Annotated in this window: 20 protein-coding genes; 12 read left to right on the plus strand and 8 right to left on the minus strand. The window is 68.3% G+C overall.

The window, feature by feature from the left end:
* Positions 1-6: 6 nt before the first annotated feature.
* Together cobT and FRZ32_RS06940 are read left to right on the plus strand one after the other, a co-directional pair.
* Complete coding sequence (cobT, locus tag FRZ32_RS06935; protein ID WP_147042824.1) at positions 7-1839, plus strand: cobaltochelatase subunit CobT; 1833 nt, start codon at positions 7-9, stop codon at positions 1837-1839.
* Positions 1840-1855: 16 nt separating this feature from the next.
* The gene (locus FRZ32_RS06940) at positions 1856-2521 is read left to right on the plus strand and encodes a Fe2+-dependent dioxygenase (RefSeq protein ID WP_147042825.1); all 666 of its coding nucleotides are present in this window, start codon (positions 1856-1858) and stop codon (positions 2519-2521) included.
* A 79-nt stretch (positions 2522-2600) separates the two neighbouring features.
* Here FRZ32_RS06940 and FRZ32_RS06945 read toward each other — a convergent pair whose 3' ends face one another.
* Positions 2601-2978 (minus strand): glycine zipper 2TM domain-containing protein, encoded by a 378-nt coding sequence (locus FRZ32_RS06945; RefSeq protein WP_147042826.1) that lies wholly within the window; start codon positions 2976-2978, stop codon positions 2601-2603.
* Between the two features lie 137 nt (positions 2979-3115).
* Between FRZ32_RS06945 and FRZ32_RS06950 the strand changes: the two genes are divergently transcribed.
* Positions 3116-4120, plus strand: a complete 1005-nt coding sequence (locus FRZ32_RS06950) for an esterase-like activity of phytase family protein (protein WP_158635854.1) — start codon at positions 3116-3118, stop codon at positions 4118-4120.
* Here FRZ32_RS06950 and rpmB read toward each other — a convergent pair whose 3' ends face one another.
* Positions 4121-4417 (minus strand): 50S ribosomal protein L28, encoded by a 297-nt coding sequence (gene rpmB, locus FRZ32_RS06955; protein ID WP_147042828.1) that lies wholly within the window; start codon positions 4415-4417, stop codon positions 4121-4123.
* A 168-nt stretch (positions 4418-4585) separates the two neighbouring features.
* Here rpmB and FRZ32_RS06960 point away from each other — a divergent pair, with 168 nt between their 5' ends.
* From FRZ32_RS06960 to FRZ32_RS06970, 3 genes are read left to right on the plus strand one after another with little or no spacing between them, the layout of a single operon-like run.
* On the plus strand, positions 4586-4822 hold the full coding sequence (locus FRZ32_RS06960; protein WP_147042829.1) for a hypothetical protein: 237 nt from the start codon (positions 4586-4588) through the stop codon (positions 4820-4822).
* Positions 4823-4877: 55 nt separating this feature from the next.
* Entirely contained in the window at positions 4878-5312 is a 435-nt protein-coding gene (locus tag FRZ32_RS06965; protein WP_147044376.1) for a nucleoside deaminase, read from the plus strand.
* Positions 5313-5348: 36 nt separating this feature from the next.
* Positions 5349-6683, plus strand: coding sequence for a hemolysin family protein (locus FRZ32_RS06970; protein ID WP_147042830.1), 1335 nt, complete (start codon positions 5349-5351; stop codon positions 6681-6683).
* A gap of 13 nt (positions 6684-6696) precedes the next feature.
* Here the strand turns inward: FRZ32_RS06970 and FRZ32_RS06975 are convergent, their stop codons facing one another.
* Positions 6697-8016: a phosphoribosylglycinamide synthetase C domain-containing protein gene (locus FRZ32_RS06975; protein WP_158635855.1), complete on the minus strand. Its 1320-nt coding sequence runs from the start codon at positions 8014-8016 to the stop codon at positions 6697-6699.
* Between the two features lie 146 nt (positions 8017-8162).
* On the opposite strand from FRZ32_RS06975, the gene FRZ32_RS06980 reads away from it, so the two are divergent.
* Positions 8163-9053 (plus strand): iron-containing redox enzyme family protein, encoded by an 891-nt coding sequence (locus tag FRZ32_RS06980; protein ID WP_147042832.1) that lies wholly within the window; start codon positions 8163-8165, stop codon positions 9051-9053.
* The gene (locus FRZ32_RS06985) at positions 9020-9991 is read left to right on the plus strand and encodes a methyltransferase (protein WP_147042833.1); all 972 of its coding nucleotides are present in this window, start codon (positions 9020-9022) and stop codon (positions 9989-9991) included. Before FRZ32_RS06980 ends, FRZ32_RS06985 begins: the two co-directional genes overlap by 34 nt.
* On the opposite strand, the gene FRZ32_RS06990 is transcribed toward FRZ32_RS06985, so the two are convergent.
* Genes FRZ32_RS06990 through FRZ32_RS07010 form a run of 5 tightly spaced genes read right to left on the minus strand, consistent with a single transcriptional unit; the run spans position 9988 to position 14457 of the window.
* Positions 9988-10542, minus strand: a complete 555-nt coding sequence (locus tag FRZ32_RS06990; protein WP_147042834.1) for a glutathione peroxidase — start codon at positions 10540-10542, stop codon at positions 9988-9990. The two genes, FRZ32_RS06985 and FRZ32_RS06990, sit on opposite strands and share 4 nt — an antisense overlap.
* Positions 10543-10551: 9 nt before the next feature.
* Entirely contained in the window at positions 10552-11043 is a 492-nt protein-coding gene (locus FRZ32_RS06995; RefSeq protein WP_147042835.1) for a YybH family protein, read from the minus strand.
* The gene (locus FRZ32_RS07000; RefSeq protein ID WP_147042836.1) at positions 11040-12515 is read right to left on the minus strand and encodes an aldehyde dehydrogenase; all 1476 of its coding nucleotides are present in this window, start codon (positions 12513-12515) and stop codon (positions 11040-11042) included. The genes FRZ32_RS06995 and FRZ32_RS07000 overlap by 4 nt, the downstream gene beginning before the upstream one ends.
* Positions 12512-13267 carry a maleate cis-trans isomerase family protein gene (locus FRZ32_RS07005; protein WP_147042837.1) on the minus strand — a complete coding sequence of 252 codons (756 nt, stop codon included), beginning with the start codon at positions 13265-13267 and terminating at the stop codon, positions 12512-12514. The genes FRZ32_RS07000 and FRZ32_RS07005 overlap by 4 nt, the downstream gene beginning before the upstream one ends.
* Complete coding sequence (locus FRZ32_RS07010; RefSeq protein ID WP_147042838.1) at positions 13264-14457, minus strand: FAD-dependent oxidoreductase; 1194 nt, start codon at positions 14455-14457, stop codon at positions 13264-13266. Before FRZ32_RS07010 ends, FRZ32_RS07005 begins: the two co-directional genes overlap by 4 nt.
* Positions 14458-14580: 123 nt before the next feature.
* On the opposite strand from FRZ32_RS07010, the gene FRZ32_RS07015 reads away from it, so the two are divergent.
* The 4 genes from FRZ32_RS07015 (at position 14581) to FRZ32_RS07030 (ending at position 19623) form a co-directional block, all read left to right on the plus strand.
* Positions 14581-15789, plus strand: a complete 1209-nt coding sequence (locus FRZ32_RS07015) for a class I SAM-dependent methyltransferase (protein WP_147042839.1) — start codon at positions 14581-14583, stop codon at positions 15787-15789.
* Between the two features lie 58 nt (positions 15790-15847).
* The gene (locus FRZ32_RS07020; RefSeq protein ID WP_158635856.1) at positions 15848-17182 is read left to right on the plus strand and encodes an MFS transporter; all 1335 of its coding nucleotides are present in this window, start codon (positions 15848-15850) and stop codon (positions 17180-17182) included.
* Between the two features lie 162 nt (positions 17183-17344).
* Positions 17345-18787: an FAD-dependent oxidoreductase gene (locus FRZ32_RS07025; protein WP_158635857.1), complete on the plus strand. Its 1443-nt coding sequence runs from the start codon at positions 17345-17347 to the stop codon at positions 18785-18787.
* Positions 18784-19623, plus strand: a complete 840-nt coding sequence (locus FRZ32_RS07030) for an alpha/beta fold hydrolase (RefSeq protein WP_158635858.1) — start codon at positions 18784-18786, stop codon at positions 19621-19623. The genes FRZ32_RS07025 and FRZ32_RS07030 overlap by 4 nt, the downstream gene beginning before the upstream one ends.
* Positions 19624-19737 lie beyond the last annotated feature (114 nt).

The following is a 19737-nucleotide window of genomic DNA, read 5'->3' on the forward strand; positions in this document are numbered from 1 at the left end:
GGCCCCGTGTCAGACAATTCCCCCCTTGAGGCCTTTCGCCAGGCGCTGGCCGGGGCGACTCGCGCGATTGCGGGCGATGCGGAGGTCGAGCTTTCGTTCACGAGCGAGAATCCGTCGGTTTCAGGCAAGAGCGTCAAGGCGCCGATGCCGGGACGGGTGCTCGGCGCCAGGGAAGTGGCGGAGGCGCGGGGGTTCGCCGATGCGGCGGCGCTGCGCCTGCGCTATCACAATGCGAAGCTGCACGATCGCGGCGCGCCGATCGAGGATGTGCCGCGGGCCATCCATGACGCGGCTGAGCAGGCACGGTGCGAGGCGCTCGGCGCGCGCAGCATGGCGGGGGTGCGGGAGAATCTCGCGCACCTGACCGAGCTTCGGCTGCGGACCGATCCGCTGGTGCGGGCGCGCACGCGCGAGGAGGTGCCGCTCGGCTCGGCAATCGGCCTCATCGTTCGCGAGCGGCTGACCGGGATGGCCCCGCCCGAAGAGGCGCGCGCGCCGCTCAAGCTGGTGGCCGACTGGATCGAGGAGAAGGCCGGCACCGATCTCGACGCGCTCGGCCTCGCGCTTGACGATCAGGCGGCATTCGCCGATCTGGTGGGCAAGGTCCTGCGCGATCTCGATCTTGTCGAGGGCGAGCCCGACGCGCCGGCCGAGCCCGAACAGGGCGACGAAGGCGAGGGCGAGGACGACCAGCAGAAGGAAGGCGACGAGGGCGACGAGGACGAGAGCCAGGACGGGGCCGGGCGCGGCGAGGCCGAGATACGCGGCGAGCAGGAGGAGGCCGAAGGCGAGGACTCCGAGCGCGACTGGTCGGAGGAGGAGCTGTCCGAAGGCGCGGAGGGGGTCGGCGAGGAAGGCGACGAGGGCATGGTTCCCGTCCGGCCGAACCGGCCGCTTTCCGATCTGCCGCCGCAATTCGATTACCGGATCTTCACCCGCCAATATGACGAGGTCGTCCGCGCGACGGATCTGTGCGACGAGGAGGAGCTGGGGCGGCTGCGCGCCTATCTCGATCAGCAGCTGACCCATCTCCAGGGCGCGGTCACCAAGCTCGCAAACCGGCTCCAGCGGCGGCTGATGGCGCAGCAGAACCGATCCTGGGATTTCGACCAGGAGGAAGGGCTGCTCGATGTCGCCCGGCTGGCGCGGGTCGTCGTCAGCCCCGGCCACAGCCTGTCCTACAAGGTCGAGAAGGACACCGAGTTCCGCGACACGATCGTCACCCTGCTGATCGACAATTCGGGATCGATGCGCGGGCGACCGATCTCGATCGCGGCGATCAGCGCCGACATCCTCGCCCGCACCCTCGAGCGGGTCGGCGTGAAGGTGGAGGTGCTCGGTTTCACGACCCGCGCCTGGAAGGGCGGCCAGAGCCGCGAGAAATGGCTCGCGGAGGGACGGCCGCCGGCGCCGGGCCGGCTCAACGACCTGCGGCATGTGATCTACAAGCAGGCGGACGAACCCTGGCGGCGCGCGCGCAAGAACCTCGGCCTGATGATGCGCGAGGGACTGCTCAAGGAGAATATCGATGGCGAGGCGTTGCTCTGGGCGCACGAGCGGCTGATCGGGCGGCCCGAAGAGCGCAAGATCCTGATGGTGATCTCCGACGGGGCGCCGGTCGACGATTCGACCCTGTCAGTGAACAGCGGCACCTATCTGGAGCGGCATCTCCGTCAGGTGATCGGCTGGATCGAGGCTCGATCGCCCGTCGAGCTGGTCGCGATCGGTATCGGCCACGACGTCACCCGCTACTATAGCCGCGCGGTGACGATCATGGACGCCGAGCAGCTGGGGGGTACGATGATCGAGCAGCTCGCCGGCCTGTTCGACGGCGAATAGGGGGAGGCGGGGGGCCATGTTCAGCACGATCCCCGATGTGCTCGACCAGCGCGAGATCGAGGAGCTCCGCGGGATCGCGGCGCGTGCGGCCTTCATCGACGGCCGCGCAAGCGCTCCGGGAGCGCCGCTCAAGAACAATCTCGTCGTCGGCGATCGCGGCCTGCTCGAGCGCTCCGCGCAGATCGTTGCCGACGCCCTGTTCCGGAATGAGGATTTCCGGGTACTCGCCTTTCCCAAGGCGATGATGCCGCCCATCCTCACCCGCTATGGCGCGGGGATGTATTACGGCACCCACGTCGATGCGGCGTTCATGCCGCATCCCGGCCGGTCCCTTCGCAGCGACCTTTCCTGCACCGTCTTCCTCAGCGACCCGGCGGATTATGAGGGCGGCGCGCTGGTGGTGCGACTCGGCACCGAGGAAGTCCGGCTGCGCGCGCCGGCCGGGGCGGCGATCGTCTATCCCTCGACGACGCTGCACCGGGTCGAGGAGGTGACTCGCGGCGAGCGCCTTGTCGCCCTCACCTTCATTGAAAGCCGCATCGCCGATGCCGAGCGCCGCGACCTGCTCCACGAACTGAAGGAGATCGGTGCCATCGCCGGCCCCGCGATGGATATCGACACCTATACGCGACTCCAGCGCGTCGAGGAGAACCTGTTCCGGCGCTGGGCCGATCCCGACTGAACATGAAAAAGGGCCGGCCGCTGGCTGCTGCGGCCGGCCCCTGCCCTCGTTACGCAACGGGAGGGCGCCTCTCGTGGGTTCAGCGGCGGCAATCGCCCTTGTCGATCGCGTTGCCGAGCAGGGCGCCGGCCCCGCCGCCGATCAGCGCGCCGACCGTGCGGTCGCCGCGACCGGCGACGCTGGAGCCGAGCAGGCCGCCGGCGATCGCGCCGATGATCGTGCCGGTCGTGCCGTCGCTGGTGCAGCGGCGACCGTAATAGCGGCCGTAATCGCGAGCCTGGTAACGGCGCTGCGCATGAACGCGATTGTCGAAGCGCTGCGCCCGGTGGCCGCGATAGCTCTGGCCATAATAGCCATGCCCATTATAGCCGCGATTGGGCTGGGCGACGGCAGCGGCCGGCATGGCGGTAAGCGCCGTGGCGGCGATGGCGGTGGAAAGAACGATCTTCTTGAACATGTCATCTACTCCTTCAGTCGCTTCGGCAGGCACTGGCCGGCGACGACCTGACAGCGCTTCTCGCATGCACCGCTTGAGTCGGGACTGAATGTGATCGTCAGCGATTGTTCATGAAACTAGCCACTTTTCTGAACGGATTGGCGGTCAGGTTCTTCCGCCTCTTGCTCGGGATCGCGGCGATCGGCCTGCTCGCGACTTTCATCGCGCCGGAAACCGGGCCGCATATGGCGAGCGTCCGGGTGGCGACGATGTTCGCCGAGCCGGTCGCGATCGATCCGGCCGATCCCGCCCGCCGCCGGATCGGCGGACTCATCTACCGCCGCGGCTGGGTGCTGACTGGCGACGATCCATGGTTCGGAGGGATTTCGGCGATGCATGTCGCCGACGGCGCGGTGCTGGCGATCGCGGACACCGGCAACGCGTTTCGCTTCCGCCTGCCCGACCGTGCCGGGATCGCGCCGGTCCGGATCACCTCGCTGCAAAATCATCGCGCGGGACAGCGCTGGCGGAGCCGCGACGCCGAATCGGTCGCCGTCTTCGGGGACAAGGCGTGGATCGGCTACGAAGGCACCAACCAGGTCTGGCGCTACGGGCTCCCGCGCTTCCGGCCGGAGCGCTGGGCCGCGCCGCCGCCGATGCGCCGCTGGGGGGAAAATACGGGGGCCGAATCGCTGGCCCGGTTCGCCGACGGCCGCTTCCTTGCGATCGCCGAGGATCCGAGCGACGATCGACCGTTCAGCCAGGCGGCCCTGTTCAGCGGCGATCCGACCCAGCCGGGGACCCGTGTCGGCACGCTGCGCTATCGCAGGGTGCCGGGGGCGCGGCCGACGGACACCGCGCAGCTCCCCGACGGGCGGCTGTTGATCCTCAACCGGCATTTCGGCCTGCTGACAGGCCTCTGGGCAAGCCTGGTGATCGCCGATCCGGCAGGCGTTCGCCCGGGCGGGACGATCGAATGGCGCGAAGTGGCGCGGCTGGCGCCGCCGCTCACGGTCGACAATATGGAGGCGCTGAGCGTCGGTTGCGATCGCGGCCGCACGATCGTCTATCTGGTGTCGGACAACAATCTGCTGCCGATCCAGCGGACATTGTTCCTGGAATTCGAGCTGGCGGCGCCCTTTGCGGGGCGCTGCCCCGGCTGATCAGGCCGCCGCGGCCTCGCCCTGCTTCTTGGCGATCTCGCGCTTCAGGCGGCGCGCCTTGAGGCTCAGCTTGTCGTCGCCCGTCTTGGCGAGCCAGTTGTCGAGGCCGCCGACATGCTCCACCGACCGAAGGCCGGCGGTCGAGACCCGCAGCTTGACGCTACGGCCCAGCGAATCGGACATCAGCGTGACGTTCTGCAGGTTCGGCAGGAACGTGCGCTTGGTCTTGTTGTTGGCGTGGGAAACATTGTGTCCCACCTGCCGGCCCTTGCCGGTCAGCTCGCAAATGCGCGACATGTCGAATCTCTTCCAAAGGAAATCGGGGCCAGAAGGCCCCTGAAAGCCGGGCGCAGATAGAGGGGATACGGAGATTCGTCAACCGCCCCGCGCATCACGGTTTCGTTGCGCGGCGGAAACCAAGTCGCCCCGCGCTCGTTGTCCCTGCCGAACCGAACGGAGAAGACCATGCGCGCCTTCCTGCTGCTCGTCGCCCTTTTGATCCTGGTCGCGATCGGCCTCGTCTATTTCGGGGTGGTCACCGTCCGCAGCCAGGACAATGCGGTCACCCTGCAGACCCACGATGTTGAGGTCGGAACCACCACCCAGAACGTCCAGGTGCCGGTCGTGCGTATGGAAAACCGGCAGGTCGCGGTGCCCAGCGTCGGCGTCGCCAACGAGGCCGCGCCCGTCAACAGCCAATAGCCTTGCGTCCGATCAGCGTCTAGGCGGAGGCATGAGCTTTCCGCTGCCCGATCCGATGCGCGCCGCGCTCGACCGTGCCCGCGCCGCCGCGGCCGAAGGCGAGGTGCCGGTGGGCGCGGTCGTCGTGCGCGACGGCGAAATCGTTGCGAGCGCCGGCAATGCCCCGCGGGCGCTGCATGATCCGACCGCCCATGCCGAAATGCTGGCCCTGCGCGCGGCCGCTCACCGGATGGGCCGGGAGCGGCTGGAGGATTGCGACCTGTGGGTGACGCTGGAGCCGTGCGCGATGTGCGCCGGCGCGATCGCGCTCGCCCGGATTCGCCGACTCTATTACGGGGCGGCGGACCCCAAGGGCGGGGCGGTCGAGCACGGGCCGCGCTTCTTCTCGCAGCCCACCTGCCACCACCGCCCCGAAATCTACGCCGGGATCGGCGACGGCGAGGCGGGCGAGATGCTTCGCAACTTCTTCCGGGCGCGGCGCGACGCTTGATGCGCTCGCCCTGTCGCGGCTAGGGTAAACCCGGCCATGCACGCCGTTCCTCCGCCAGCGCCCTTTCCCTGGATCGACATCGTCGTCATCCTGCTGCTCATAGTCGTGAACGCCCTGTTCGCGATGTCGGAGCTGGCGATCGTCTCCTCGCGCCGGGCGCGGCTTCGGGCGATGGCCAAGCAGGGCCGGCGCGGCGCCCAGACGGCGCTGGACCTCGCGGCCGATCCGGGGCGGTTCCTGTCGACCGTTCAGACCGGCATCACCCTGATCGCCATCGTCTCGGGCGCCTATTCAGGGGCCAGCCTTGGCGGCCCGGTCGCCGAGCGGCTGGCCTGGCTCGGCCTCGACGCGGAGACCACGCGCACCGTCGGCTTCGGCATCGTGATCATCCTCACCACCTATGTCTCGCTGGTGATCGGCGAGCTGGTGCCCAAGCAGTTCGCGCTCCGATCGCCCGAGCCGATCGCCGCGATCGCCGCGGTGCCGATGCTGTGGCTTTCACGCGCCACGGCCCCCTTCGTGTGGCTGCTCGACCGGACGAGTGCGCTCATCTTTCGACTGCTCGGGCTCGCGCGCGAATCGGCGGACCAGGTCACCGCCGAGGATCTCCACATGGTCGTCGCCGAGGCGACCAGCGCAGGCGTGCTGGAAGAGAGCGAGCGGGCGATCATCTCCGGCGTCGTGCGGCTCGCCGACCGGCCGGCGCGCGAGGTGATGACGCCGCGCACGGAGGTGGACTGGATCGACGTCGACGCGGATCGCGAGGCGTTGCGCGCAGCGCTGCTTGCGATGCCGCACAGCCGCCTCCCGGTCGCCGAGGGATCGGTGGACCGGCTGATCGGGGTCGTCCAGGCACGCGACATCGCCGCGGCTCTGCTCGACGGCGCTCCGCTTGACCTGCGGGCGATGGCGCGCGCGGTGCCGATCGTTCCCGATCAGACCGACGCGATGGATGCGCTCACCGCGCTTCGCGACGCCGAGGTGCCGATCGCCTTCGTCCACGACGAATATGGCCATTTCGAAGGCATCATCACCCCGACCGATCTGCTCACGGCGCTGGCCGGCGCCTTCGTCTCCGACCAGGATGTCGACACCGATCCGCCCTTCGTCGAGCGCGACGACGGCAGTTGGTGGGTCGCCGGCGCGGCGCCCGCGGACCAGCTCGCCGACCGGCTGTGCATCCGCCTGCCCGACGATCGCGACTATGCGACCGCGGCCGGCTTCGCGTTGTCGGTGCTGAAGCACCTGCCGGAGGTCGGCGAGCGATTCAGCTATGACGGGTGGCGGTTCGAGGTCGTCGACATGGACGGGCGCAAGATCGACAAGCTGCTGGCGAGCGAGGCGCCGCGGGCGCGGCGCGCCGCGCGCTGACGGGCAACGATTATCACAACCATTTCGCGCAGGCCGATCTCCAGGATGCGCCCGGCGTCGCGCGATGCTCCCCGGCGATGAGCGCCTCGCCGATGTCGAGGCGGTAGCGCATATCGGGAATGTCGATGCGGCGCACGCGGCGATAGGCTTCGTCGCGCGCCTGTTCGATCGTCGGTGCGGTTCCGGTCACGACCATCGTCCAGCCATAAAGGCCGCTGGTCACCAGCCGGCCGCCGGCACTCCCGATCTCTCCGAAATGGATGTGCCTGCGGTCTTCGGGCGTCAGATCGTCCGGCAGGAAGACGGGGAGCCCGACGGGGGCGTCAATCTCCTTGCGGGAGTAAGGGAAAGGCGGCGTGGTCAGCACGACGCCGACGGAAAAGCCGGGATGCGTCCTGAAATCCGCGGCGCGCGCCTTCGTCATCATCGCCAGCAGCTCGGCCCATTTCGTCGCCTGCAGCGGGTCGAGAACGGCATAGCCCGGATAGCCGAAGCGGCAGGTGAACTCGAGCGGCCAGATCCCCGCCTCGTTCACGATCGTGTTGAGGTTCACATAGCCGACATGGCCATGATCGCGAAGCAACGGCCCGACCCGGGCCAGCGACCGCTCGAAGAAGCGGTCGCTGCGATCGAAGGTTGCGACCGTGCCCATCTCCCCGGTCAGCTCGCCGAGATTTCCGGTGAAGAAGCGCTTGTGCTCCCAGTCGAGGCAGGCGGGCCTCAGGAAATCGCGGCCGTCGAAATAGGCGCCGACCCCCATTTCCAGGCCGTCGATCCGGTCCATCAGGATGAAGCGGGTCCCCTCCCCGATCCCGGGCGCGCGCGCCGCGAGGATCGCGCGGATGTCCGCTCCGTCCGGCCAAGTGCCGACATGGTTGTCGCTCGATGCGAAGCCGGGTCCGCTGAACTTCAGGACATAGCGGCCTGGGCGGGCGGCGATGAAAGCGTCCGCATGCGCCACGCTTGAGAATTCCCAGGTGCCGGCAACGGCAAGCCCCAGGTCCGCGAGAAGCTGCTGCGCGAAGGCCCGGTCGTTTTCGAGCCGGTCGCCGAAGGCGCTGCCGCCCACCACGTTGAAGCCCTCGGCGCGAAGCGAATCCTGAAGGGCCCCGAGGCCGTCGGACACCGCCTCGAACAGGATGATGCCGTCGGGCCCGGCGGCACGGATCCAGTCGAGCTCGCGCCGCCAGTCCGGGCTGTGGGCGACCAGCCCGGCGAGGGTGCCGCGCGCCTTCTCCTCGGCGATCGCGACGCGCACCTCGTGCCCCGCCGCCTGCAGGCGCAGGTAGAGCGCGGCCAGATCGCAGGTCTCCGTGACGCCCAGAAATCGCATGGCCGCTCCGACTCGATCCGCCGATAACATTCGAAGGCGGAAGATGGGCGCATCGATCCGACGGGGATCGTCGTGGGACGATGATGGAACGACGACGCCGCGGCGACGGTTGAGTGGGCAAGCCCAGCAGAAATGGACCGATCCCGATGGCGAGTTTGCCCGATTTCGACGCCCAGCCGCGTTCCCTTTTCCTCAATGATGATGTCCAGCAGCGCCTTGCGCGGTGGAACCACCGCCGGCTTGCGCCTGCCTTTCCGGGCCCCGACTGGGAACGGGCCCTGGCAAACGATCATGCGATGCTTCAGCTCGAGGGCGCGTTCATCGAAGCGCTGCGCGGCCCCGTGCGCGAGCGCGCCTCGGCCGCCCCGCGCGATCCCGCCAATTTCGTCCGCTGGTTCGAAGCGCTGAAGGAGGAGGGACCGGGCCAGGGCGACCCCCTGTTTCCCTGGCTCGCCGAGGAAGCGAGCCTCGACGACATGCGCTGGTTCCTGACCCAGGAGGCCGCCGGCGAGGCCGGCTTCGACGATCTCGTCGCCTACACCCAGGTCAAGCTGCCGGACCGCGCCAAGCTGGAGCTTGCCCGCAATTACTGGGACGAGATGGGCCGCGGCACCGCCAAGGGCATGCATGGGCCGATGCTGAACAAGCTGGTCGCGGCGCTCGAGCTGCGGCCGACGATCGAGACCACCGTGTGGGAGAGCCTTGCGCTCGCCAATGCGATGACGGCGATGGCGACCTCGCGTCGCTATGCCTGGCATGCGCTCGGCGCGCTCGGCGTGATCGAGCTGACCGCACCCGGCCGCTCCGCGCATACGGCCGCCGGACTGCGACGATTGGGGGTGAGCGGCAAGGCGCGACATTATTTCGATCTGCACGCCGTGCTCGACATCAAGCACAGCGATGCGTGGAATCGCGAGGCGATCGCTCCACTGGTGGCCGAAGATCCGCGCCGCGCGGTCGCGATCGCCGAAGGCGCTCTGATCCGCCTCGAGGCGGGCCGGCGATGCTTCGAGCGTTATCGCGGCTGGCTCTGGTGAGTGCCGAGGAGGCCCTGCTCGGGCTGCTCCGCCATCTCGAGTCGCAGCGATATGATTTCGTCGCGACGACACCCGCGACCCATGAGCGGGTCCTCGCCCGCGACGAGACGGACGGGGCCGACAGGCTGCGCGCCTTTTTCGGGTGGAACCGCGCTTTCCGGCCGGAGCAGCTGCCCGTACCCGTGCTGACCCTGCTGCGGGCCGCGCGGTCCCTCGCCGCCGAGGGCGATCGCGTGCGCAGCGGGGTGCGCGTCGCCCGGCTTGGAGATCGCCTCTTCCTTCACTCGGCCTTTCCGACCGACAGCCCCGACGCCGTCTTCTTTGGTCCCGACACCCATCGCTTCGTGCGATTCGCCGGCCAGGTGCTGGCGGCCGATCCGCGCCCTGTCTCCCACCTCGTCGATCTGGGCGCGGGCAGCGGCGCGGGCGCGATCGCGCTGGCGGGCCACGTCCCGGGCGCGCGGCTGACGCTGGTCGATCGCAATCCGGAGGCGCTGCGTTTGGCCGGGATCAACGCGCGCGCCGCCGGGCTCGCGGTGAACCTCGTCGAGGCCGGATCTCTGTCGGCCGTGGATGGCGAGATCGACCTGGTGATCGCCAATCCGCCCTTCATGGCGGACGCGGCCGGGCGCGCCTATCGCGACGGCGGTGGCCGGCATGGCGCGGATCTGTCACTCGCCTGGGCAGGGGAGGCGGCCCGGCGCCTCAAGCCTGGCGGGCGGTTGATCCTTTATACCGGCGCCGCGATCGTCGGCGGCGAGGACCGGATGGAGCCGGCGCTTTGCGCCCTGCTCGCCGGCCTCGGCTGCACCTGCAGCTACGAGGTGATCGACGTCGACATATTCGGAGAGGAGCTCGATCGCCCCGCCTATCGCAACGTCGATCGGATTGCCGCGGTCGGGCTGGTTGCCGAAAAGACCGGGGCGCGGACCTCCTAGCCGGCCTTCGCGAGCGCGTCCTCCAGCCTGGCCCGAAGCGCCGGATCGTCCGGCGGCGTATCCGGCGCGAACCGGGCGACGACCGCGCCGTCGCGCCCGATCACGAACTTCTCGAAATTCCAGAGTACCTCCGGCTCGGGATGGATCGGGATGCCCTTGCTCGCGAGCCGATCGCGCATCGCCGAGCCATTGGGGCTTTTCGAGACGGGCTGCGCGGCGGTCAGCGCCGCGTAGAGCGGGTGGCGCTCCGTGCCGGCCACGCTGATCTTCGCGAACATCGGAAAGGAGACATCATAGGTGGTGCGGCAGAACTCGGCGATTTCCGCCTCGGTCCCCGGCTCCTGCTGGAGGAAATCGTTGGCCGGGAAGCCGAGCACGACGAGGCCGCGGTCGCGATAGTCGCGATAGAGTGCCTCGAGCCCCTCATATTGCGGCGTGAGCCCGCATTTGGAGGCGACGTTGACGACGAGAAGGACCGAGCCGGCATAATCGCCGAGACTGGCCTCGCGGCCGTCGATGGTCCTCAGCGGGATGTTCTGGATGCTCGTCACGGCGCGCTCCTAATAGGTGATGCCCTTGGCGGCCAGCCGCTCGTGAAGCCGCGGGTCCACCGCGTCCTCATGCGCCTTGCGCACCTGGACGAGGGAGGCGAGCGGCGCCTCGATATAGTGGATCGCCTTCCACCCGTCCGCCTTGCGGCGCAGGACCATGCTGATCCTCACCGGCCCGCCGAAGGGCTTGGGATAGAGCCGGTTGCCGGGCAGGTAGGTGCTCCAGTTGCAGTGGAAGAAGGCGATGGCGACATCGGTGCCCGCCTGCACGGCGTGGAGATCGCGCCAGGTCAGCAGCCGCTCCGCCTTGGTCCGGTCGACACCCCAATAGGATTCGATCGCGGACCAGCCGATATGCGGCTCGCATTCCTCGGCGAGGTAGAGGACGTCTGCTTCGTCGGTGTCCCACAATGCGCGCATCCGCGCCTGATCATAGACGTTCCAGGCGTCGAAATAGGCGTCGAGGAATTCGGTCAGTTCACGATGCAGTTCGGTGGTCATCCATTCATCCCCAGTTTGCGCAGGTTGAGCGGCCGGCGCGGAATGCTGACCGCCTTCTGGCGCGTGTAGAAAGCTTCGGCGGCGCGGCCGCCCTCGGCGCCGACACCGGATTCGCGATAGCCGCCGAAAGGCGCGCGCAGATCGCGGATCATCGGCGTGTTGCACCAGATCGTGCCGGCGCTGATGCGTTCCTGCGCCGCCATGATCCGCGCAATGTCGCGCGACCAGGCATAGCCGACCAGGCCGAAGCGCGAGTCATTCGCGGCGGCATAGGCGTCCTCGTCGCTGTCGAACGGCATGACCGTCGCAAACGGACCGAAAATCTCCTCCTGGCAGAGCCTTTGCGCGTTCGAATCGACCTCGACGATGGTCGGCTGAAAATAGAAACCGCGATCGAATCCGTGCGCACGGCCGCCGCCGGCAAGGATTCGGGCGCTCTTGTCGCCCGGCGCGGGCACGAAGCCCATGACGTGGTCATAATGACGGCGCGTCGCGAGCGGACCGATCTCGGTCGCGGGATCGCGCGGATCGCCGACGCGGACCTTCTTCGCGCGATCGACGAAGGCCTCGATGAAGCGGTCGTAGATGCCGCGCTGGACCAGCACCCGCGATCCGGCGAGGCATTGCTGCCCGTTGTTCGAGAAGATGCCGATCAGGGCGCCGTCCAGCGCGGCTTCGAAATCGGCATCGTCGAAGATGATATTGGCGGATTTGCCGCCAAGCTCCATCACCGCCGGCTTCAGGGCGGCGCCTGCGGCGGTCATGATGATCTTGCCGGTGCGGGTGCCGCCAGTGAAGGAGACGCAGTCGATCCCCGCGTGCCGTACCAGGGCGTCGCCGGTGGTCGCGCCGCCGCCGTTGACGAGGTTGACGACTCCCGGCGGCAGGCCTGCGCCCTGGATCACTTCGACGAGGCGGGTGAGGCCGAGCGGGTCCTGCTCGGCCGGTTTCAGCACGCAGCTGTTGCCGAAGGCGATCGCCGAGGCGACCTTCATCGATCCGAGCGCGAGCGGCGAGTTCCATGGCGCGATCAGCGCCGCGACGCCGACCGGCTCACGGCGCACATATGTGAGATAATTGGGCTCCTGTTCGTAGAGCTCGGCCGTCGCCTGCCCGATATAATCGGCGAAGAAGCGGAAATTGCCGGCGGCGCGGACGATCTGGCCGTTGCGGATCTGCGCGTAGGGAATGCCGGTATTGGCGCATTCGATGTCGGCGATCTCGTCGGCGTGGGCGTCGATCGCGTCGGCGCATCGGCGGAGCACCGCCTGCCGCTGTTCGACGCTGGCGGCGCGCCAGTCCCCGCGCTCGAATGTCGCGCGGGCCGACGCGACGGCGCGGTCGACCAGCGCTGTCTCGGCTTCCGCGAATTCGGCGATCGTCTCTTCGGTCGACGGGTCGACCACGACGATCGGGCCGCCGCTTCCGCTCACATTCTCGCCGTCAATGATCGCGGCCGCCGGGCTGGTCATCTGGATCCTTCCGAACTGAGGGTCTGGGTGAGGCGTGCGCGCCAATCGGAGGAATCGGGCGGCGTCGCACCGATGAGGTCGCACAGCCGGAGCGCAAGGCAGAGGTTGGACGAGATCACCGGCGGCCCGCCCGCTTCCCCGCCAACGAGCGCGAGCGAGGGCATGCCGGTCCCGCTCAGCAGGACCGCGTCGACCTCAGCGCGGCGCAGCGCGTCGACCGCGGGGCGCGCATCGGCGCTGCCAAGCGCATAGATACTGCGGGTGTCGCCGCTGCCGGTCTCGATCGCCCGCGACTCGACGATGTCGAACCCCGCATTGCGCCAGAACGCGACTGCGGCTTCCGAAAGCGCCGGCGGATATGGCGAGGCGAGCGCGATCCTCTGCGCGCCGAGGCGGCGGAGCTGCCAGCAGATCGCGGCAGTCGCGGTGACGACGGGGTAGCCGAAGCGCTGCTCCGCGCCGACGACGATCCGCGTGACCCGCTCGGGGTTCAGCAGGTAGGATGATCCGGTGCAGGCGAAGCCGAAGGCCTGCGGGCGCAGGCTGTCATATTGGGCGAGCGTATCTTCGAGGCGCTCCAGATAGAGGCTCAGGCGTTCCAGCGGGTCCGGCGAGGACGCGGTGAGCCTGGCGACCGCCATCGCGACCGACGGCGGCATCAGGATGCGCATTTCCGCCTCGACGGTCGGATTGGCCTGCGGCGCGCCGATGCCGACGAAGCCGGCGCGGCCATAATCCCGGCGAGCGCTCATGCGATCGCGGCCGCGCGCTGGAGACCGGCGATCATCGACGTGCGCAACAGGTGCGCGCGCGCCGCCACGGGATCGTCCGCGATCCGCTGCAGCTCGGTGAGCATTGCACGGCGGCGGGCGGGATCGCGCTCCTGCATCCGCGCGCGGTTGCGATCCGCCTGGACCAGGATCTCGGACTCCGCGATCGGCCGCCGCCGCCTTGTATAGCGATCGAGCCGGTCGAGCGGCGCGCCCTCCATCACCTCCTTCACGGTCGCGACCAGCTCGAACGCGTCATGGATGCCGCCATTCATGCCCATCCCGCCGGAGGGCGAATTGACGTGCGCGGCATCGCCGGCGAGCAGCACGCGCCCCGCGCGGTAATCGTCGACGATCCGCATGTGGATCCGGTAGGGCCGGACTTCGTCGACCGAATGGCCGCACTCGCTCGGCGCGATCTCCTGGAGCTTGCGGGCGATGCTTTGCGGGGCCAGCGCGTCCTCGATGGTCTCGTCGCCATCGGGATAGAGGCTGCAACGCCACAGGTTCGGCAGGCGCAGCAGGCTGAACGTTCCGCCCTGCTTCCAGACATAATTGACGTTGGAGAGGCCGGGCAGGTGCGACTCGAACGGGAACCGGGTGGTCGCGAGGATCGTCGTCTCGGGATAGGTCTTGCCTTCGAACGCAAAGCCCAGCGCCTGCCGAACCGCGCTGCGCGACCCGTCCGCACCGATAAGGAAGGCGCCGGACACCGACTCCCGTCCTTCGGCGTTCGCCACGGTGACATGGACGCTGTCGGCGTCCTGGGTCACGTCTTCGATCGCCCAGCCCATCCGCACATCGCCGCCTCCGGCCAGCACGCGATCAAGCAGAAGGCGGCACAGCTTCGATTGTTCGCACTGCAGCCGGTAGGGATGGCCGGTGGCGTCGGCGATGGCGGAGAGATCGAAGACCGCCCGCTCGCCCGACGGGTGCATCCTGACCTGCCATGTCGACCCGACAAGGCCCTGCGCTTTCAACGGCTCGGCGATTTCGAGCGAATCGAGCATGTCGAGCGTCGGCGGATGGAAGGTGGAGGCGCGCAGATCCTCGGGCAGCGTCTCGGCGGCCTCGAACAGGACAAAGGGGATGCCCGCCCGCTGCAGCAGCAGCGCGGCGGTGAGGCCGACCGGCCCTGCGCCCGCAATCACCACCTGCTCGTTGTGCCCCACTCCACACCTTCCCTTGCCATCTGATTTGTATTAGATATAAGACTATTCAGCCGGCGTAAATGCCTTGCCGAAAAGGATGCGGGGCACGCATAATCCCGGTGGCCGCAGCGGCGGGAGAGGAACATGGCTTCGACGAACGTCACCCAGGACCGGCGCAATTCCACCATCCCGGACATCGAGTCGCTCGCCCGCCCGACCCTTGAGGAGCGCGGCCGGCAGCGCTTCGCCAGCGCCCTGCGCCGCTTCGCGATCCAGGACATGCCCGAACGGCTCCGCGACGATTTCGAAACGCGGGTGAAGCCGGCAGCGGAGGCCAAGGGCGCCCGCTTCGATGATGCGCGGGCGATCGACGAGGCGATGGAGCGCCGGGCGTCCTACCGTTTCTACAGCACGCTCCGCTACAACGCGCAGGAGATGTGCTTCCTTTCGGTGCAGGATCCGGTCGAACGCGCGCTGCCCGAGATGATCGCGGTTGCGCGCGACGCGGCGGAGCGCAGCCCGGCCGGCGGCACGCTCCGGCTGAACCCCGATCTTGAAGTCCCGCGCTACGTGACGGCGCTGGACGTCCACCTGACGCCCGGCTGCTTCCATTCCGAATGGGTCGAGGACGATGTCGCGCAGGGCGCGGTGGTCAGCCTTGGCTCACGCGTGTTCACGGCGAGCATGAACCATCGCAGCTGGGGCGGCGTCGCGCGGGTGATCAGCCGCTGGGTGAAGCATGTCCGGCCGGATTTCCGGCCGCTCAGAATCCTTGATCTCGGCACCTCCTCGGGCAAGAACCTGCTTCCCTATGTCGAGGCCTTTCCGGGGGTTGAGGCGCATGGCGTCGATGTCGGCGCGCCGCTGCTGCGCTACGGCCATGCGCTTGCCGAGCATGAGGGCGTGCCGCTGCACTTCAGCCAGCAGAACGCCGAAGCGATGGATTTCCCGGACGCGCATTTCGATCTGATCGTCTCGAGCTTCTTCTTCCACGAGATTCCGACGACGGCGACGCGCAACGTCCTGAAGGAATGCCGGCGCCTGCTGCGGCCGGGCGGAATGATGGTCCACCAGGAACTGCCGGCGACCGGGCTTGTCGATGCCTGGGAGGATTATTTCTGGAACTGGGACACCGAGAACAATAACGAGCCCTTCTACACCGCCTTTCGCGCGAAGGATCCGATCGCCTTGTGCGCCGAGGCCGGGTTCGACGCCGCCCGCAGCTTCGCCCAGATCCTGCCGGACGTGAACGCCTATCCCGATCGTCATGCCGAATTCGGCTGGGACGAGCCGGGCCGGCCGCGGCACGGCAAGGGCGGCTGGTACGTGTTTGGCAGCAGCCTGCCCGAATGAGCCCGGCCGGCGCCGACCAAGATCATTGGCGCAGCGGCGCCTTCCCGGGAGGATCCAAGTGAGTTTGCAGACCAAGAGCGCGGTCTATCGCTGGTACGTCGTCTTCCTTCTCCTGCTCGTCTTCATCCTCTCCTATTTCGATCGCTACATCCTCTCGCTGCTGGTCGATCCGATCAAGGAGGTGATGCACCTCAGCGATTTCCAGATCGGCCTGCTGCTCGGCCCCGCCTTCTCGCTGTTCAATGTCGCGGTGACCTTGCCGCTCGGTTGGTATGCCGATCGATCGAGCCGCAAATGGCTCCTGATTGCCGGCATCGTCATCTGGTGCACGATGACGGTCGCGAGCGGCTTCGTGATGAGCTTCGTGCCGCTGCTCGTCTTCCGCCTCGGCCTCGGTCTCGGCGAGGCGGTGGTGAGCCCCTGTTCGGTCTCGATGATCAGCGACTATTTCAGCCGCGAGGGGCGGGCGAGGGCGATCAGCGTCTACATGGCCGGACCCTATCTCGGCGCCGGCCTCGCCTTCCTGGTTGGCGGCCATCTCGTGGGCTGGCTCCACGAGATCGGGCCGAGGACGCTGTTTGGGCTCGGCCCGTTCCAGCCCTGGCAGGCGGCCTTCCTGCTGGTCGGCGCACCCGGCATTATCTTCGCGCTCCTGATGCTGACCGTTGTCGAGCCGCCGCGCACCGAGAGGATCACCACCTCCGCCGAGGAAGAGGCGCGGGTCAGCGCATTGCGCTACATGATGGCGCGGTGGCGCGGCTTCGGCGCGCTCACCCTGGGCGCCACCTGCAATTTCGCGATGAGTACGCTCACCTTCTGGAACGTGCCCCTGTTCCAGCGCGTCTACCACTGGGACGTGGTTGCGATCGGCACGGTTACCGGCCTGTTCTACTTCACCGCCGGCCCGATCGGGACGGCGCTCGCGCTCTGGGCCAGCAACGCGCTTGGGCGCAAGCATGGTGACGGGGCGATGCGCGTCCTGATCCTCGGCCTGTTCATCACGGTCCCGGCGAGCGCGCTTTACCCGGTGATGCCGACCGCGCAGCTATCGATCATCCTCATGTTCATCGCCTTCATCGGCAAGGCTGCGGCGACGGCGGGCGGGCCGGCGGCGCTCTCGCTGATCACGCCGGGTGAGCTGCGCACACGGACGGTCGCGATCTTCAACACGATCATCACACTGATCGGTCCGCTGCTCGGGCCGCCGCTGATCGGCGCCGCGACCGACTGGACGGGCAACCCCGCCTCGATCGGGATCGTGCTGAGCGGTTTTGTCCTCTTGATCGGCCTGCCGACGCTCATCCTCGTGTGCATCGGCCTCAAACATTATCGAGAGACCGCGGCCGAGCTGGCCGGGCGGCTCGATCGCAAGCCTGCGACGGCGGCGGCCTAGGAGGCCGGCAGCTCCCGACGACGCCGGCGACGATCGCGGCCCACGCGCCGGATCCATCATCATGCGCCCCATCGCCCGAGCCGCTGAACATGCCGCTTGATTTCGCGCGGCTCAGCTGATTTGATATAAAGATAGGACATTTCGTCGGACGAGGACGAGTCATTGGCGGACGGATCGCGCGAGAGTTGGGATGTGGCGATCGTCGGCGCCGGATCGGCCGGGCTTCCCTGCGCCATATTCGCGGCGAGGGCCGGAGCGCGCGTGCTGTTGCTGGATCATGCCGACCAGCCCGGCGGGTCGCTGTGGGTCGCCACGGGGCAGATGAGCGCGGCCGGGACCCGGCTGCAGAAGGCGCGCGGGATCGAGGACACGCCCGACCTCCATTTCGAGGACGTGATGCGGATCAGCCGCGGCACCGCCAATGCCGAGCTCGTGCGCCTTGCGGTCGATCATGCCGCTGCCACCTTCGACTGGCTGATGGACGAGGGTTTCGAGCCGCTGCCCGATCATCCGGTCACCGGCTTTGGCCATGAACCCTATCGTGTCGCCCGCTATTATTGGGGCGAGAAGGGGGCGCTCAGCATCAAGGAGGTGCTTGTCCCGATCGTCGAGCGGCTGGCGTCCGAGGGCAGGATCGACATGCGACTGGGGCATGAGGTCACCGAGCTGGTCCAGGACGAGGGCGGCGCGGTGACCGGCCTTCGGGCGCGCGGACCCGATGGCGCGACACAGGAGTTCGCCGCCGGCGCGGTCGTGCTCGCCTCCGGCGGCTATGCCGGCGATCCGGCGCTGTTCGAACGGCTGAACGGCTATCCCCAATATAACGCCGCGCCCTACCCCTGGTGCCGGGGCGCGGCGCTGAAGCTGGGGGAGGCCGTGGGCGGCTTCGCGCGGGGCGCCGAAAACCTGTTCGTCAATTTCGGGACCCTGTTCGACACCGACGAATTCCCGGCCAAGGCGACCGGGCGGATCGAGCACTTCCCGGAACGGCGCCAGCCCTGGGAAATCTATGTGAACGCTGCCGGCGACCGCTTCGTTCGGGAAGATATCGACAGCGTCGATGCGCGCGAAATGGCGCTGTTTCACCAGCAGGACTATCGCTACTGGATCATCCTCGACAGCCGCATCCTTGCCGAAGCGCCGCCGATCGTCGTCGGATGGACGAAGGAGGAGGTCGCGGACGCCTTCGCGCGCGGCGGCCCGGCCTTCCTCACCTCCGGCACGCTCGCGGATCTCGCCGCCAGGGCGGGCATCGATGCCGCCGGCTTGGAGCGAGCCGTCACCGGCTATAATTACGGCGTCGCGACCGGCGCCGACTTTTTCGGGCGGAGGCACCTGCCGCGGCCGATCGCGGAGCCGCCATTCCATGCGATCCGGATGCAGGCGAGCGCGATCTCCAGCACGGTCGGGCTCGCGGTCGATGGCGAGCTGCGCGTCGTGCGCCGCGACGGCAGCCCGATCCCGAATCTCTACGCGGCGGGCGAGGCGCTCGGGTCGAGCCAGACCATGGGCAAGGCGGCCTGCGGCGGCATGATGGTGACGCCGGCGATGACGTTCGGGCGGCTGCTCGGCGAACGGCTGGCCGCGAAGGGAGGCCGCAAGTGACTCTGCCGATCCTCACCGCCCTGCCGGGCGAGCGCCGCGGCTATGTCGATGGCCCCGACGGCCAGATCCACTATCGCAGCCACGGCGAAGGACCGCCGGTGCTGCTCGTCCATCAGGCGCCCTGGGCGTCGATCCAGTATCGCCACGCGCTGCCCCGGATGGCGGCGGCGGGCTTTCGCGCGATCGCGATCGACCTGCCGGGCCACGGCATGTCGGACCCGCCGGCCCACCCGTCGATCGCGGCCTATGGCGAGAGCCTCGCCGCGCTCCTGCGGGGCCTCGGGCTCGGCGCCGCGGCGGTGATCGGCCATCGCGGCGGCGCTCTGGCGGCGGCGAATCTCGCCGCGTCGCATCCCGAAATGGTTTCGGGGCTGGTGCTCGATAATGCGCCTTATCTGTCCGCTGAGGAGCGCGCCGCCCGAATCGGCCGCTTCCCGGACCGGCAGGATATTGCTCCAGATGGCAGTCATTTGGTGGAGCGATGGGCCTGGGTCCGGCGTGTCGGCGACCCGGACTGGAGCGACGAGACGGTCCATATTTCCGTGCTCACCTATTTCGCGCACGGCCCCTGGAAGGAACATGGCCACGGCGCGATACCGCTGCACGATCCGGCGCCCGACATGGCGGCAGTCGCCGCTCCGACCTTGGTCATCGCGAGCCGCACCGATCCGCTGTTCGGATCCGGCGCACGCCTGCTAAATGTCAGACCTGATTGGGAATATTCGGAACTTCCGGGCGGCCCTGGAATGGTGCTCGATCGCCCGGACGAGTGGTGCGCGGTCGTGATTCCGTTCGTGGACCGGCTGTTCGCGGGCCTGCGGCCGGATGCCGGTTGAGCCGACCCCCGCGCCGATCGAGCATGGACGGACCATGGTCGGCCCCGAGATTGAAAGGTCAATGCAAAAATCGGTGGACAGCCGCATTATTTGATATAGAAATATGACAATTAT

This window comes from Sphingosinicella ginsenosidimutans (assembly GCF_007995055.1).
GTDB classification, from domain to species: Bacteria; Pseudomonadota; Alphaproteobacteria; order Sphingomonadales; family Sphingomonadaceae; genus Allosphingosinicella; species Allosphingosinicella ginsenosidimutans.

What these genes read in the sequence shown, in the direction of transcription:
- rpmB (WP_147042828.1), bottom strand. Translation starts at nt 4,417, where the DNA reads ATGTCGCGCATTTGCGAGCTGACCGGCAAGGGCCGGCAGGTGGGACAC.
- FRZ32_RS06995 (WP_147042835.1), bottom strand. Translation starts at nt 11,043, where the DNA reads ATGACCACCGAACTGCATCGTGAACTGACCGAATTCCTCGACGCCTAT.
- FRZ32_RS07005 (WP_147042837.1), bottom strand. Translation starts at nt 13,267, where the DNA reads ATGAGCGCTCGCCGGGATTATGGCCGCGCCGGCTTCGTCGGCATCGGC.
- FRZ32_RS06960 (WP_147042829.1), top strand. Translation starts at nt 4,586, where the DNA reads ATGCGCGCCTTCCTGCTGCTCGTCGCCCTTTTGATCCTGGTCGCGATC.
- FRZ32_RS06975 (WP_158635855.1), bottom strand. Translation starts at nt 8,016, where the DNA reads ATGCGATTTCTGGGCGTCACGGAGACCTGCGATCTGGCCGCGCTCTAC.
- FRZ32_RS06980 (WP_147042832.1), top strand. Translation starts at nt 8,163, where the DNA reads ATGGCGAGTTTGCCCGATTTCGACGCCCAGCCGCGTTCCCTTTTCCTC.
- FRZ32_RS06965 (WP_147044376.1), top strand. Translation starts at nt 4,878, where the DNA reads ATGCGCGCCGCGCTCGACCGTGCCCGCGCCGCCGCGGCCGAAGGCGAG.
- FRZ32_RS06985 (WP_147042833.1), top strand. Translation starts at nt 9,020, where the DNA reads ATGCTTCGAGCGTTATCGCGGCTGGCTCTGGTGAGTGCCGAGGAGGCC.
- FRZ32_RS06970 (WP_147042830.1), top strand. Translation starts at nt 5,349, where the DNA reads ATGCACGCCGTTCCTCCGCCAGCGCCCTTTCCCTGGATCGACATCGTC.
- FRZ32_RS07015 (WP_147042839.1), top strand. Translation starts at nt 14,581, where the DNA reads ATGGCTTCGACGAACGTCACCCAGGACCGGCGCAATTCCACCATCCCG.
- FRZ32_RS06940 (WP_147042825.1), top strand. Translation starts at nt 1,856, where the DNA reads ATGTTCAGCACGATCCCCGATGTGCTCGACCAGCGCGAGATCGAGGAG.
- FRZ32_RS06945 (WP_147042826.1), bottom strand. Translation starts at nt 2,978, where the DNA reads ATGTTCAAGAAGATCGTTCTTTCCACCGCCATCGCCGCCACGGCGCTT.
- FRZ32_RS07000 (WP_147042836.1), bottom strand. Translation starts at nt 12,515, where the DNA reads ATGACCAGCCCGGCGGCCGCGATCATTGACGGCGAGAATGTGAGCGGA.